Below are 14,106 nucleotides of genomic sequence, written 5' to 3' on the forward strand. Positions count from 1 at the left end.
CTGTGGGAGCGAGCCTGCTCGCAAAGAGGCCAGTCGCTTGCGCCTCAAGCCTTCTGGCTCACCCGCCCACGCAAATACTCGATCACCGCCCCCGCTCTCCGGCAAACTCGATCCGCCCGCCCTTCTTCTCGCGCTGGAAGACATACATCGGGTCGTAATACTCGCGCAGCAAACCCTCGATCCAGCCGCGATGCAGCTCCACCGCGCCGCTGCGGGCCTGCTCGGCCAGCGCCTGCTCCATCAACACCAGCATCCGCAAATGGCGTTCGCCGCCGAGGCGTTTCTGTACGTTGTTGAGGCTTTCCAGCAGACGTTCGGAGAACAGCGCAAACCCGGTGTCGCCGTGGAGGGAGGCAAACTCCGCCGACAGATCGATGACGTAATCACGCAGGATCCGTTCGACGCGATCCTCGAAACGATCTTCCAGCCAGACCATCGGGTACTGCTGCATGCCCTGATACAGCGGCAGCGGCAAGGCACAACTGCCGACCACGCGGCTCTCGTCTTCGAGCACAAACTGCTCGATCCCGGCATCGCGTTTCTTCAGGAAGTCGATGGCCAGGCGATTCTCGAAATCGATGTTCGACGGCTGCCCGGTAGCGCGTTTGCCGAAACTGGAGCCGCGATGGTTGGCGTGGCCTTCCAGATCCACACCGTTGCGCAACTGCACCAGCACTTCGGTCTTGCCGGTGCCGGTCATGCCGCCTAGCAAAACGAAATCACACTGCGCGATGGCTTGCTCAAGGGTGTCGATCAAAAAACTGCGCATCGCCTTGTAGCCGCCGCCGACGCGCGGATAGTCGATGCCCGCCTCGTCGCGCAGCCACTGCTGGGTGATCTGCGAGCGCAAGCCACCGCGAAAACAGTACAGATAACCATCGGGATGAGCCCGGGCGAAGTCGGCCCAGGCCTGGATGCGCTCGGCCTTGACCGAGCCGGACACCAGTTGGTGGCCCAGCTCGATCGCCGCCTGCTGGCCATGCTGCTTGTAGCAAGTGCCGATCTTCTGCCGTTCCAGATCATTCATCAGCGGCAGATTCACCACGCCGGGGAACGCGCCTTTGTGAAACTCGACCGGCGCACGGGCATCCATCATTGGCCGGTCGTTGAGGAAAATGTCACGGTAGTCGGTGCAGTCGCGGAGCATTAAATCACCTCGACCGCGTTCGTCTGTCGCTCAACCAGTTCGCCGATCGGCGCAAGGTTCAGACCCAGTTCGGCGGCGACGCCGAGGAACTCGTCATTGCCTTCAGGCGTGACCGCAATCAGCAGACCACCGCTGGTCTGCGGATCGCACAGCACGCGTTTGTGCAACTCCTGCACGCGGCCAAGCTTGCTCGAATAGCTGTCGAAGTTGCGCAGCGTACCGCCCGGCACGCAGCCCTGATCGAGGTAGTACTCGACGCTGTCCAGACGCGGCACGCGGTCGTAGGCGATGCGCGCGGTCAACTGGCTGCCATCGGCCATTTCCACCAGATGCCCGAGCAGGCCGAAACCGGTGACGTCAGTCATCGCGGTGACGCCGGCGAGTTTGCCGAAACGGCTGCCAGGCTTGTTCAACGTACACATCCAATCGCGGGCGACACCGACGTCGGCGGCGCGCAACTTGCCCTTCTTTTCCGCAGTGGTGAGGATGCCGATGCCCAACGGTTTGGTCAGGTACAACAGGCAACCAGCGGTAGCGGTGTCGTTGCGCTTCATGTGGCGCTTTTCCACAAGCCCGGTGACGGCGAGGCCGAAGATCGGCTCCGGCGCATCGATCGAATGCCCCCCCGCCAACGGAATGCCCGCGGCGTCGCACACCGAGCGACCGCCACGAATCACTTCCCGTGCCACTTCCGGCGCCAGCACATTCACCGGCCAGCCGAGGATCGCGATCGCCATCAACGGATCGCCGCCCATCGCGTAGATGTCGCTGATCGCATTGGTCGCGGCGATGCGGCCGAAGTCGAACGGGTCATCGACAATCGGCATGAAAAAATCGGTGGTCGACACCACCCCGCGCTCGGCATCGATCGCATACACCGCCGCGTCATCGCGCGATGCATTGCCGACCCAGAGTTTTGGATCGAGGTTCTGTGCGCCGCTGCCGGCGAGGATCACTTCCAGCACCTGTGGGGAAATCTTGCAGCCACAACCGGCGCCATGGCTGTATTGGGTCAGACGAATCGGCTCGCTCATGGGAGAGTCTCTGGCAATGAATGGGGCGGATTCTAGCAGAGCGCGAGCGCGCAGATTTTTGTGCTGACCGAGCGGCCCTTTCGCGAGTGGGCTCGCTCCCACATTTGTAGCGTGGTCTCCTGTGGGAGCGAGCCTGCTCGCGAAAAACGGTGTGTCAGTCGCCGACTGTTTAACTGATCCACCGTCATCGCGAGCAGGCTCGCTCCCACAGGGGTTTGCGTGAGTCAGGGCAGCAAGATGATCTTGTCACCACCACCCTGATTGACCTCTTCATAGCGCGCCAGCCCTTCAGCCAGCGGCACCTCCACCAAGCCCTGCGGCAGCGGCAAGCGATCCTCATCGAAGAACCGCCCGAACTGCTCGAGCTTCGCCGCGCACGCTTCGACGCCATACAACAACGAGTTGATCCCGACCACCGAACCGCCCTTGCGATACAGCGCCAGCGCCGGCAATTGCACGTGGCCGTCGACCGGCGCGGCGATGATGGCGATGCGGCCGAAGGTCGCCAGTGCCGCGACCGAGGCCGGCAGCCAGAAACCAGTGGTGTCGAAGATCACATCGGCGCCGCCGCGATACACCGCGTTGACCTGCGCACCGAGGACTTCTGGCTTATCCAGTTGAATCGTCTGATAGCCCTGCTGTTGCAGATCGGCGACCTGCTCGGGCCGGCGCGCCGCCGCCAGCAATTGCGCGCCGCGTACTTTTGCCAGGGCCAAAGCCGCAGTTGCCACTGCCCCGCCGCCGATCACCAGCAAACGCGTATCGGCGCTGACCAGGCTGCGTTCCAGCGCATCCCACGCCGTGGTGTACGGCACGCCAAGGCTGGCCGCCTGAGCGAAACTCAAATGCACCGGTTTGTGCGCCACGCCGCTGGCCGGCAGTTTGACGAACTGCGCATGGGCGCCGTCAGCGAAGAAGCCCAGCTCGCGCCCGGTACCCCAGACTTCCTGACCGATCAGTGCTTGTGGCCCCTCGACCACCACCCCGGCAAAATCCCGCCCCGGAACCCGTGGCAGCGTGGTGTAAGGGAAACGCCCAAGGACGTTTTTCACATCGCTGGGATTGAGGCCTGCAGCCTTGATCTGCACCAGCACTTCATCGGCGCCGGGCACCGGGGTCGGAACGTCGACGAAACGCAGGGAAGACAGGTCGCCGGTCTGATCGAATTGCAACGCTTTCATGGGCACATCCACCGAAAGGAAAAAGGGAAATTCAGGACAACCAGCCAGCGACCAGTTGCCGGCCCAGCGGCCACAACTGCTCACCGGCCAACATGCCGAGCAGACCGACCAGCGCGATCGCCGGTGGTGCGGGAGAACGGAAATCGAGCGCGCCGTAGAGCAGGCCGACGCCCAGGCCGATGGCCAGAGAAATGAGGTAGTTCATGGGGGAACTCCGCCGCGATAAGTGATGGGCAGAGTCTAGGGAAACGGGCGGAGGGGTATCGGCCAAGGACTTCTGAATTTCGGACAAACCTTCTGCAGCCGCCATAGAACCGTGTGGGAGCGAGCCTGCTCGCGAATGCGGTCTTCCAGTCAAAACTTCATTGCCTGGTGCAAAGCTTTCGCGAGCAGGCTCGCTCCCACCGGGATCTGTTCAAGTTGCCGAGAATTGCGAAGGCGCCACCCCCAGCTCCCGGCGAAACATGTCGCTGAAGCTGCTCGGCGAATAACCCAGGTCGCGAGCAATGACGCTCACCGCCACGCCCTGAATCAACGCCGCCACCGCCGTCGCCAACTGCACCTGCCGTCGCCACTCGGCGAAGCCCATGCCGAGGCTGTCCTTGAACAGCCGCGCCAGCGTCCGCACGCTGGCCCCGGCGTGCTCCGCATGCTGCTCGAACGGGATCTCCAGCGACGGCGCGGCCATCACGGCCTGACACAGATTCATCAGACGCCGGTCGGACTCATCCGGCAGCGGAATCTTCAGTTGCGAACGCCTGGCCCGGCGCAGCTCCAGCAACGCCAGCCCGACCAGTGCCTCGTAATACTCAGCCTCGCCGGCATCGCCCTGCGCCACCAGCCCGACGATCAACTCGCGCAGCAACCCGCCGACTTCGATCACCTGCACCGTCGCATCCAGCGTCGCCGCCAGCGCCGGGCGCAGGTAGATATTGCGCATCTGCAAATCCGACACCACACGGATCCCGTGCAGCACTCCCGGCGGCAACCACACCGCCCGCTGCGGCGGCACCACCAGCGCTTCGTGCGGGGTTTCGACCCACATCACTCCGCTCATCGCATACAGCAACTGCCCCCAGACATGCTCGTGCGGCTCGATGAACAAACCACGCGGATAGGTTCGCGCCAGCGGTTGCACGGGCACATCGGTGTCGGTCAGATCAGGGGGCGCGGCGAGGGCCATGGCGAGCGTTCACAGGGGGGTTGGCGAAGCCGCCATGGTAACCAGCCTGCCCCGCCCTCGCCAACGATAGCTACCGTCGGACAATCCGAATGAATTTTCCCGGCACAGCGCGATCCGTTTAATACCACAGGGAGGAATTCGGGCTTTATGAACAACGCAAAACTTTACGTCATCGACTACACACTGCATGGCACCCCCAAGTCGTTCATTATCCGCTCGGACAAAATGGACAATGCCGAAGCCTGGCATTGGGCAAGCTGCGACGCGGGCGTGGGTCGCATCCCGCGCTTCGGTCGCGAGAAAGTGCAAAAGACCAGCAAACCGATGGCAGAAAAATTCGGCCTGGAAAACGTCACCTGGCGCCAGACCAACTGATCCCACCGCCCTCACCGCAGGCTTGGCAATCGACAGGGGGAATCGACCGATGACCGACACTTATCACCCGGCCCGACTGGACTACGGCCTGACCACCTTCTTCGGCCAGATCACCAAAACGGTGAATTGCCAAGTCGCACTGGAAACGGTCGCGGATGACCCTTATCGCTTCACCTTGTGCGTCCAGGCACCGGTACCGGAAGACCTCGACCAAGCGAAGATTGTGGTGGTCAAAGTCGAAGGGCGAACCTTGCAAGGCACGGTGAGGCACTTTGAGCGACAGGAAGACGACAGTCTGAAAATGGAAGTGGAGCCTGATTAGGCTCCACTTTTTTTTGCCGCGCTTATTTCGGATGAGCGCAACCGCAACCCTTCATCGCACACTCTTCACCGTGTTTGTGGTGATGAGCGCAAGCCTCGCAGCAATAGTGTTTACCGTGCACAGCGTAGGAATGTTCGCCTTCTTTGATCGTGCAGTTGCAGCCCGGGCAGTCGCATTTTTTGTCGGACATGGGACAGACTCCTTGCGTGGTGGTTGTCTGAGGCTTGCGAGCAAGCCATAAGGGACAGTGTAGAAGGTGGTGTTACAGGCTGGCCAACTGTTGAGAGATTGGTCGACCCTGAGATGGCTTTCGCGAGCAGGCTCGCTGCCACAGAACAACTGCGCGCAGCACAGACCTGCGCAGACATCAAAAGCCCCTCACCCTAGCCCTCTCCCGGAGGGAGAGGGAACTGACCGAGATGATTGCGAGAAACCCGCCGACGTGGAATACCGAGTCGAACGCAAATTTTGAAAAGCCCGAAAATCGGCCCCCTCTCCCCCGGGAGAGGGCTGGGCGGGCGGCGTTCCGATGAGGGGCGAATCCCACCACAAAAACCAAAGCCAGACACCACCCGCTCCTAACCACTCAAAACAATGAGCGCAAGCTCGAGTATCGCTTTTGATCTTGATCTCAGAGCCCGTCGGCAGGCTGAGTGGAGGGATTGATCCGGACGTGCGAGCGCAGCGACCGAACGACGCAGTCGTACACAGCGGAACCGCCAGAAGCAACACCCGCAGCAACGGATATGTACACAGTCATACAAATAAAATCACTGCGCCTGCCGCGAACTCCGATACATAAACACCAAAGCCACCGCCAGACACACCATCGCCAGCATCCGGCTCGGAGACAAGCCGATCGCCGGATTCCCCAACCAGCCAAAATTATCGATCAACATCCCCATGCCCAACTGCCCGACAATCACCGCCACCGTCGCCACAGCCGTCCCGACCACCGGCACCGCGCCCACCATCACCATCATGTACACCACGCCGAACAGCGCCCCGGTCAACTGCCATTTCGGCACCTCAAGCAGACTCACCGCCTGCGCCGGCTCAAAAAACAGAATCAACAACCCGGTCACCACCGCGCCCACCGCAAAGGTCAGCAGACTGGAGCGCAGCACACCGACCGTCTCACCCAGACGACCATTGATCGCAGCCTGCACACTCAACACCGCACCGGCCAACACCACCACCGCCAACAAAATCACCAGACCCATCACTCACCCCCGCGCAATCAGAACCAAAGCCACCACAATCAAGCCCAACGCCAGCCAGCGCTCACCGTTGACCTTCTTGCGCGTCGCACCGAACCAGCCGAAATGGTCGATCAGCACACTCTTGCCGACCTGACCGGACAGAATCGCAATCATCGTCATGGCAATGCCGATATGCGGCGTCGCCAGCGTCAGCACCACCACGTAGATCGGCCCGAGAAAACCGCCGATCAACTGCCAGCGCGGCAGTTCGGTCAGCGCCGGACCTTTTTGCGGACCGGCAAACAGCAGGAGCAAAAGCAGGATCGCCGAACCCACCCCGAAGATGCTCAACGTCGCCCACAAATGCCCGACCTGCTCACCCAGCGGCCCGAGCAATCCGGCTTCTACCGATAAGCCCATGCCGGCAAGGATCACCAGCGGCAGCAACAGCAGACGCAACACCGACCTTTTTACCGGTGCAGCAACCACCCCTTCATCCAACGTCTGCATACATAACCTTCCACGCTCAAAAACAATGGCGCGGATTATCGGCTGGCGCCGCTGTGCGATAAATGGGAGCATCCGGACAACACTTTTGCGCAACACGCACAGCGAGACATGGCATGCACGGGCTCAACGAACTCGGATTCAAAGCGTTAAGGCTGTTTGTAGCGGTCCTCGACCACGGCAGTTTTTCCGAAGTCGCCCGCCGCGAAGGGGTCGCGCCCTCCTCCATTTCGCGGCAGATCCAATTGATGGAGCAGGCGCTCAACCAGCAATTGCTCTACCGCCACACCCGCGCCGTCACCCCGACCGAAGCCGGGCGCACGCTCGGCCACCATGCGCGGTTGCTGTTGGTGCAACTGGAAGAAGCCGAACAGGCGTTGCAGGAACAGCAAAGCGAACCCACCGGACTGGTGCGCATCAACGCCCCGGTGGTGTTCGGCCAGCGCCATCTGACGCCCTGGCTGGGCCAGCTCTGCGCGCGCTATCCGAAGCTGCAACTGGATATCCAGCAAACCGACCATTACGTCGACCCGCTACAGGAAGGCGCCGACCTGCTGTTTCGCATCGGCGCGCTGCACGATTCGAGCATGCAGGCACGCATTCTGGCGCCGCACCGTTTTCAGGTCGCCGCCAGCCCGACCTATCTCAAACGCCACGGCACGCCGCAGCATCCCGACCAACTCGCGCAACATCAGTGCCTGGCCTACAAAGGCGCGGCCGGTCAGCAGCGCTGGTTTTTCCGCCGTGATGGCGAGGACTGGACGCCGTACACCGTCAAAGGCCCGATCACCGGCAACCACGCCGACACCCTGACCCAGGCCGCCCAGCAAGGCTTAGGGCTTGTGATGTTTCCATCGTGGCTGATTGGCGAAGCGGTACGCGCAGGCACGCTGGTGCCGGTGCTGAGGGAGTATCAGGTGTCGAACAGCCTGGAACCGCAGCAGATCGCCGTGCTGTGGCCGGGGAGCCGACGGCTGTCGGTGAAGGTGAGGACGGTGATTGATTTTTTTGTCGAGTGTTTTGGCGAGATTCCTTATTGGGACAGAGCCTGAAGATCTAGAGCCCCTCACCCTAGCCCTCTCCCTGAGGGAGAGGGAACCGACCGAGGTGTCCCACCTACTGCATCGACCTGAAAAACCGCGTCGATTATGGATTCAAAGCAGGACTTTTAGGTCGGCGTAATCCCGCAATATTCCCCAATCAGTTCCCTCTCCCTCTGGGAGAGGGCTAGGGTGAGGGGCTTTTCAGGCCATCAGATACGGAACTGCCCTACCAGCTTGCCCAACCGCTGCCCCAGCTCCGCCAGACTGCGCGACGTCTGCGCGCCCAGTTGCGTTTCATCGGCGACGCTGTCCACCGCCACGGCAATCTGATGCACGCTGCGGTTGATCTCTTCGGCCACCGCCGTCTGTTCTTCCGCTGCGCTGGCGATCTGCGCGTTCATCGAGTTGATCGTGGCAATCAGCTGCGCCATCGCGTCCAGCGAAGCACCGGCCTGATTGGCTTGCTGCGAAGTACCGTCGCCAGCCTCGCTGGAACGGCGCATGGCCTCAACTGCCTGCTGCGTGCCGGCCTGCAAGCGGTCGATCATGCCCTGGATTTCCTGGGTGCTGATCTGCGTGCGGCTGGCCAGTGCGCGTACTTCGTCCGCAACCACCGCAAAGCCACGCCCGGCCTCACCGGCACGTGCCGCTTCGATCGCGGCGTTGAGCGCCAGCAAGTTGGTCTGTTCGGCAATCGAACGAATCACCCCAAGCACGCCGACAATCGAACTGACGTCCTGCTGCAGGCTGTCCAGCGACACGCCGCTGTTGCGGATATCGTCGACCAGCGCATGAATCTGCTTGATGCTGCCCGCCACCACGCGCTTGGCGCTCTGGCCTTCTTCGTCGGTCTGCTGAGCGGCGACGGCGGCGTTTTGCGCGCTCTTCGCCACTTCCTGGGCGGCGGCGGACATTTCGTTGATCGCTGTGGCGACCTGATCGGTTTCGTGGCGTTGACGCTCCATCGCCTGATCGGAACGCTGCGCCTGTTCCGAGACCTGGGTGACCAGACCGGTCAGTTGCGTGGTCATCTCGGTGATCTGCCGCACCAGGCCGTGGATCTTGTCGACGAAACGGTTGAACGAGCCGGCCAACTCGCCGAGTTCGTCCTGGCTGGTGATGTTCAGGCGCCGGGTCAGGTCGCCCTCGCCCGCCGCGATGTCGTCGAGATTGGCTTTCATAAGGGTCAGCGGGCGCAGAATGGTGTTGGCCAGCAGCATGCCCGCCGCCGCGATCACCAGCAGCACCAGCACCGCAACGCCGACAATGCTCAGCACCACGCCTTGCACGCGCTCCTGCACTTGCGCCTCGACCTGCGCCACTTGCGCTTCGATGCCGTCGAGGTTGACCGAGGTACCGACCGCCATGTCCCACTTCGGCAGGTATTCGGTGTAGCCGAGCTTCGGCACCAGCACCTTGGCGTTACCCGGCAGCGGCGAGCTGTATTGCAGATAGTGAGTGCCGTCCTTGGCCACTTTGACCAGGCCGAGGTTGACGTAGACGCCGTTCGGATCGCGGTTGTCCTTGAAGCTTTTGCCCACGCCGTCGGGGTCGTTGGCCTTGAACAGACGCACCGTCTCGGAGTCGTAGCCGAAGAAGTAGCCATCCTTGCCGTAGCGGATGCCAGAGAGCAATTTGATCGCTTGCGCCCGCGCCGCGTCATCGCCCGGTGCGGCGGCGTCGTACAGCGGTTTGATCGTGGTCATGGCCACGGCGACGTAACTTTGCAGGGTGGCCTTGGCGTCGCTGAGCAGCCGCTCGCGGGTCTGTTCGACCTCCTTGCGCGCCTGTTCCTGGAGGATGAACAGCGTGGTCACGCTGATGACCAGCGCAAAGAGCAGCACCGGCAGAACAGCAAGGGACAAGACTTTAGCCTTGAGACTCAGGCGCATCGGGGGACTCACTCTTTTGATTTTGTTGGCGTGGTTAAAGGCTTTAACGGCACGCCGGAGCAAAAGTTGAGTCTTGAAACATCGCCGCCCCCCCTGTGGGAGCGAGCCTGCTCGCGAAAGCGTTGGCTCAGCAACCTGTGTGTCGACTGACACGACGCCTTCGCGAGCAGGCTCGCTCCCACATGGGGCAATTGTGGATTTTTTACAGAACCATCGCCGCCACCCAGCCAAACACCAGCAGCGGCAGGTTGTAGTGCAGGAAAGTCGGTACGACGGTGTCCCAGATGTGGTGATGCTGGCCGTCGATGTTCAGACCCGAGGTCGGGCCGAGGGTCGAGTCCGAGGCCGGCGAACCGGCATCGCCCAGCGCACCTGCAGTGCCAACGATGCAGACGATGGCGATCGGGCTGAAGCCCAGCTGCACGCACAGCGGCACGAAGATCGCTGCGAGAATCGGCACGGTGGAGAACGACGAGCCGATGCCCATGGTTACCAGCAAGCCCACCAGCAGCATCAACAAAGCCCCGACGCCTTTGCTGTGATTGATCCAGGCCGCCGACGATTCGACCAGCGTCTGCACCTGCCCGGTGGCCTTCATCACCTCGGCAAAACCTGAGGCGGCGATCATGATGAAGCCGATCATCGCCATCATTTTCATGCCTTCGGTGAACAGGTCATCGGTCTCGCGCCACTTGACGATGCCCGACACCGAGAAAATCAGGAACCCGACCAAAGCACCGATAATCATCGAGTCCAGCAGCAACTGCACCACGAATGCCGAAGCAATGGCCACACCGGCGATCATCAGGCTCAGCGGGTTGTAGTGCACCGCCGTCTGCTCGACCTGTTCGATTTTGGCCAGGTCATAAACGCGCTTCTTGCGATAGCTGATGAACGCCATCGCCAGACCGAAGACCATGCCCAGCGCCGGAATGCCCATGGCGTGGGTGACATTGATGCCGCTGATGTCGACGCCGCTGCGCGCGACGTTGGCCAGCAGGATTTCGTTGAGGAAGATGTTGCCGAAGCCCACCGGCAGAAACATGTATGGGGTGATCAGGCCAAAGGTCATGACGCAGGCGATCAGACGGCGATCGAGTTGCAGCTTGGTCAGTACATATAGAAGTGGCGGCACCAGCAGCGGAATGAAGGCGATGTGGATCGGCAGGATGTTCTGCGAGGCAATCGCCACCACCCACAGCAGGCCGATCAGCAGCCATTTGACGTTACCGCCGCCGGTTGCATGCTGCCGATCCACCATGGCCAGGGCCTTGTCGGCCAGCGCATGGGCCAGGCCCGACTTGGCAATCGCTACGGCGAACGCGCCGAGCAAGGCGTAGGACAACGCCACGGTCGCGCCGCCGCCCAGACCGCTGTTGAACGCCTTGAGTGTTGCGTCGATGCCCAGACCGCCGGTCAGGCCACCGACCAGCGCCCCGACGATCAGCGCGATCACCACATGCACGCGCGACAGGCTGAGGATCAGCATGACGCCGACGGCTGCTATGACTGCATTCATTTCACTACCTCAAAAAACACTGCGGGTGAAAACACACCGCCAGACAGGATGAGTCCGCCCGGGTTGGCCGGCGGATGTGTACAGAGGGTCTTGTTAGAGGGCGCGCACTGTGCCGCAGAGTGGCGGCGGTGTCAAAGCCCCGTGGCGAGGGGATTTATCCCCGTTGGGTGGCGAAGCCGCCCCCGGCAAACTTCAAAACAACCCTTGTCACGACTGCTTCGCAGCCGAACGGGGATAAATCCCCTCGCCACAGGACCACAGGACCACAGGACCACAGGCCCCGCATGCGGCAATCGGTCATATTGCGCTCACGGCATAAAGAAAGCCGAAACGCGGCCGCTACAGTGCAAAGTCTCAGATATTTATCGGATAAGGATGTTTTCCATGTCGCTCAGACAACTTTCCATCCAATGGAAAATCACCCTGCTCGCCGGCCTCTGCCTGGCCGGTATCGTGACCCTGTTGGTCGGTCTTTCGCTGTATCGCATGGAACACAGCTCGGCGCTGGTCAAGGCCTCGAGCATGGAGATGCTCACCGAATCGGCGCAGGCGCGTATCGAGTCGCAAGGTGAAGTGCAGGCCGCCGGCATTCGTCAGCAGTTCATGGACGCCTATCAGTACGGCCACGGTTTCTCGCGGCAGGTGCTGTTTTTGCGTGAGCAGGCCGAGAAGCGTTTTCTCGATGCCTTCGACCTGCGCGAGGACATGACCCGTCAGGTCAAATCCGCGCTGCAAGCCAACCCGGACCTGCTCGGCCTGTCGCTGGTGTTCGAAGCCAATGCGCTGGACGGCAAGGACGAACTGTTCGCCGATCAGGCTGAACTGGGCAGCAACGACAAGGGCCGTTTTGCCCTGTACTGGTCGCAGCCGACCCCGGGCAAAGTCACCTCGATGGCGCTGCCGGAAAGCGACATGAGCGACACCAGCACCGGCCCCAGCGGTCAGGCCGCCAACGCCTGGTTCACCTGCCCGCGCACCACGCTCAAACCGTGTGTGATCGAGCCGTACTTCTATGTCATCGACGGCCACAAAGTGCTGATGACCAGCATCGTCTTCCCGCTGCAGGTCAACGGCAAAGTCATCGCCTCGCTGTCGGTCGACATCAACCTCAACAGCCTGCAAGCGATCAGCCAGAACGCCAGCCGCAAGCTGTATGACGGTCAGACCGCCGTGAGTATCGTCAGCCCCGCCGGCCTGCTCGCCGGTTACAGCCCGGATGCCGGCAAACTCAGCCAGCGCCTGGATGCGGTGGATCAGGCCAGCGGCAGCGAGTTGCTGCGCCTGCTCGCCGCGAGCACTGGCGTGAGCAGCCTGCACAGCAACGGCCAGTTGAAAGTGCTGTCGCCGTTCCAGCCGATTCCCGACGGACCGGCATGGGGCGTGTTGCTCGATGTGCCGGAGAAAGTCCTGGTCAGCCGCGCCGAAGCGCTCAAACAGCAACTGGATGCGAGCAATACCTCGGGCACACTGATCGAACTGAGCCTGGGCCTGCTCGCCGCGCTGATCGGCCTGCTGCTGGTGTGGCTGATGGCGCGCAGCGTGACCAAGCCGATTCTCGGTGTGGCGCACATGCTTGAAGACATCGCCAGCGGCGAAGGCGACCTGACCCGGCGTCTGGCCTATGACAAGCAGGACGAACTGGGCCAATTGGCCGGTTGGTTCAACAAGTTCCTCGACAAGTTGCAGCCGATCATTGCCGAGGTAAAACGCTCGGTGCAGGACGCGCGCAACACTGCCGACCAGTCCTCGGCCATCGCCACTCAGACCAGCGCCGGCATGGAGCAGCAATATCGCCAGGTCGATCAGGTCGCCACCGCGTCCCACGAAATGAGCGCCACTGCCCAGGACGTTGCACGCAGCGCCGCGCAGGCCGCCGAAGCGGCCAAGGACGCCGACCGCGCCACGCGTCAGGGCCTGACCGTGATCGACCGCACCACCGCAAGCATCGACACCCTCGCCGCCGACATGAGCGCAGCGATGGTTCAGGTCGAAGGGCTGGCTGCGAACAGCGAGAAGATCGGCACGGTGCTGGAAACCATCCGCGCCATCGCCGAGCAGACCAACCTCCTGGCGCTCAACGCCGCCATCGAAGCCGCCCGTGCCGGTGAAGCCGGACGCGGTTTTGCCGTGGTCGCCGACGAAGTGCGCAACCTCGCGCGCCGCACTCAGGAGTCGGTGGAGGAAACCCGCCAGGTCATCGAGCAATTGCAGAACGGCACGCAGGAAGTGGTCGGTTCGATGGGCAACAGCCATCGTCAGGCCCAGGGCAGCGTTGAGCAGGTGGGCCAGGCGGTGACGGCGCTGCGGCAGATCGGCGATGCGGTGACCGTGATCAGCGACATGAACCTGCAAATCGCCAGTGCTGCCGAAGAGCAGAGCGCGGTGGCTGAGGAGATCAATAACAACGTGGCGACGATTCGCGATGTGACCGAATCGCTGTCCGGACAGGCGAACGAGTCGGCGCGGGTCAGTCAGTCACTCAACAGCCTGGCGAATCAGCAGCAGCGGTTGATGGATCAGTTTCGCGTTTGACAAGTGCGGGGTGTCAGTTGCAATCCCCCCTCACCCCAGCCCTCTCCCCCCAAGGGGGGCGACGGGGAAAGGGAGCCGATCTTCATGCCATTCAAGTCCTGAGTTCGTCTCGGATTTCAAGTGGGTGCATCTCTCAAGAACAACACAATCAGTCCCCTCTCCTCTGGGA

General features: G+C 62.1%; 13 protein-coding genes and 3 pseudogenes. 5 read left to right on the forward strand and 11 right to left on the reverse strand.

From position 1 onward, the window contains the following. Positions 1–44: 44 nt before the first annotated feature. The 5 genes and pseudogenes from mnmH to OC605_RS00765 form a co-directional block, all read right to left on the reverse strand. Positions 45–1,147 (reverse strand): annotated as a pseudogene (gene mnmH / locus OC605_RS00745) (tRNA 2-selenouridine(34) synthase MnmH). Continuing rightward, positions 1,147–2,181 carry a selenide, water dikinase SelD gene (gene selD, locus OC605_RS00750; RefSeq protein ID WP_262136044.1) on the reverse strand — a complete coding sequence of 345 codons (1,035 nt, stop codon included), beginning with the start codon at positions 2,179–2,181 and terminating at the stop codon, positions 1,147–1,149. Before selD ends, mnmH begins: the two are co-directional and overlap by 1 nt. A 224-nt stretch (positions 2,182–2,405) precedes the next feature. Next, complete coding sequence (locus OC605_RS00755; protein ID WP_262136045.1) at positions 2,406–3,362, reverse strand: zinc-binding alcohol dehydrogenase family protein; 957 nt, start codon at positions 3,360–3,362, stop codon at positions 2,406–2,408. A 31-nt stretch (positions 3,363–3,393) separates the two neighbouring features. Further along, positions 3,394–3,567: a DUF1427 family protein gene (locus tag OC605_RS00760; RefSeq protein ID WP_073471384.1), complete on the reverse strand. Its 174-nt coding sequence runs from the start codon at positions 3,565–3,567 to the stop codon at positions 3,394–3,396. A gap of 210 nt (positions 3,568–3,777) precedes the next feature. Then, positions 3,778–4,545 (reverse strand): AraC family transcriptional regulator, encoded by a 768-nt coding sequence (locus OC605_RS00765; protein ID WP_262136046.1) that lies wholly within the window; start codon positions 4,543–4,545, stop codon positions 3,778–3,780. Between the two features lie 147 nt (positions 4,546–4,692). Between OC605_RS00765 and OC605_RS00770 the strand changes: the two genes are divergently transcribed. Together OC605_RS00770 and OC605_RS00775 are read left to right on the forward strand one after the other, a co-directional pair. Then, on the forward strand, positions 4,693–4,920 hold the full coding sequence (locus tag OC605_RS00770) for a DUF6555 family protein (protein WP_016775403.1): 228 nt from the start codon (positions 4,693–4,695) through the stop codon (positions 4,918–4,920). Between the two features lie 49 nt (positions 4,921–4,969). Then, positions 4,970–5,242, forward strand: a complete 273-nt coding sequence (locus OC605_RS00775; RefSeq protein ID WP_123442056.1) for a hypothetical protein — start codon at positions 4,970–4,972, stop codon at positions 5,240–5,242. A gap of 22 nt (positions 5,243–5,264) precedes the next feature. Here OC605_RS00775 and OC605_RS00780 read toward each other — a convergent pair whose 3' ends face one another. From OC605_RS00780 to OC605_RS00790, 3 genes are all read right to left on the reverse strand, one after another. After that, positions 5,265–5,432, reverse strand: coding sequence for a metallothionein (locus tag OC605_RS00780; protein WP_016775405.1), 168 nt, complete (start codon positions 5,430–5,432; stop codon positions 5,265–5,267). A 580-nt stretch (positions 5,433–6,012) separates the two neighbouring features. Beyond that, entirely contained in the window at positions 6,013–6,465 is a 453-nt protein-coding gene (locus tag OC605_RS00785; RefSeq protein ID WP_016775406.1) for a DMT family transporter, read from the reverse strand. A gap of 3 nt (positions 6,466–6,468) precedes the next feature. Then, positions 6,469–6,954: a DMT family transporter gene (locus OC605_RS00790; RefSeq protein ID WP_262136047.1), complete on the reverse strand. Its 486-nt coding sequence runs from the start codon at positions 6,952–6,954 to the stop codon at positions 6,469–6,471. A 113-nt stretch (positions 6,955–7,067) separates the two neighbouring features. Here OC605_RS00790 and OC605_RS00795 point away from each other — a divergent pair, with 113 nt between their 5' ends. After that, positions 7,068–8,003, forward strand: a complete 936-nt coding sequence (locus tag OC605_RS00795; protein ID WP_262136048.1) for a LysR family transcriptional regulator — start codon at positions 7,068–7,070, stop codon at positions 8,001–8,003. Positions 8,004–8,203: 200 nt separating this feature from the next. Here OC605_RS00795 and OC605_RS28055 read toward each other — a convergent pair whose 3' ends face one another. From OC605_RS28055 to OC605_RS00805, 3 genes and pseudogenes are all read right to left on the reverse strand, one after another. After that, positions 8,204–9,025 carry a methyl-accepting chemotaxis protein gene (locus tag OC605_RS28055; RefSeq protein WP_370695145.1) on the reverse strand — a complete coding sequence of 274 codons (822 nt, stop codon included), beginning with the start codon at positions 9,023–9,025 and terminating at the stop codon, positions 8,204–8,206. Between the two features lie 36 nt (positions 9,026–9,061). Continuing rightward, a pseudogene (locus OC605_RS28060) lies at positions 9,062–9,886 on the reverse strand (cache domain-containing protein); the annotation flags it as partial. Positions 9,887–10,088: 202 nt separating this feature from the next. Then, positions 10,089–11,405 carry a Na+/H+ antiporter family protein gene (locus OC605_RS00805; RefSeq protein WP_024013513.1) on the reverse strand — a complete coding sequence of 439 codons (1,317 nt, stop codon included), beginning with the start codon at positions 11,403–11,405 and terminating at the stop codon, positions 10,089–10,091. A gap of 1,527 nt (positions 11,406–12,932) precedes the next feature. On the opposite strand from OC605_RS00805, the pseudogene OC605_RS28065 reads away from it, so the two are divergent. Together OC605_RS28065 and OC605_RS28070 are read left to right on the forward strand one after the other, a co-directional pair. Beyond that, positions 12,933–13,079 (forward strand): annotated as a pseudogene (locus tag OC605_RS28065) (HAMP domain-containing protein); the annotation flags it as partial. 102 nt (positions 13,080–13,181) lie between these two features. Beyond that, positions 13,182–13,937 carry a methyl-accepting chemotaxis protein gene (locus OC605_RS28070; RefSeq protein WP_371699990.1) on the forward strand — a complete coding sequence of 252 codons (756 nt, stop codon included), beginning with the start codon at positions 13,182–13,184 and terminating at the stop codon, positions 13,935–13,937. Positions 13,938–14,106: the final 169 nt, after the last annotated feature.

The organism is Pseudomonas sp. Marseille-Q5117 (assembly GCF_946901175.1).
In the GTDB taxonomy this organism is placed as follows: Bacteria; Pseudomonadota; Gammaproteobacteria; order Pseudomonadales; family Pseudomonadaceae; genus Aquipseudomonas; species Aquipseudomonas iranensis.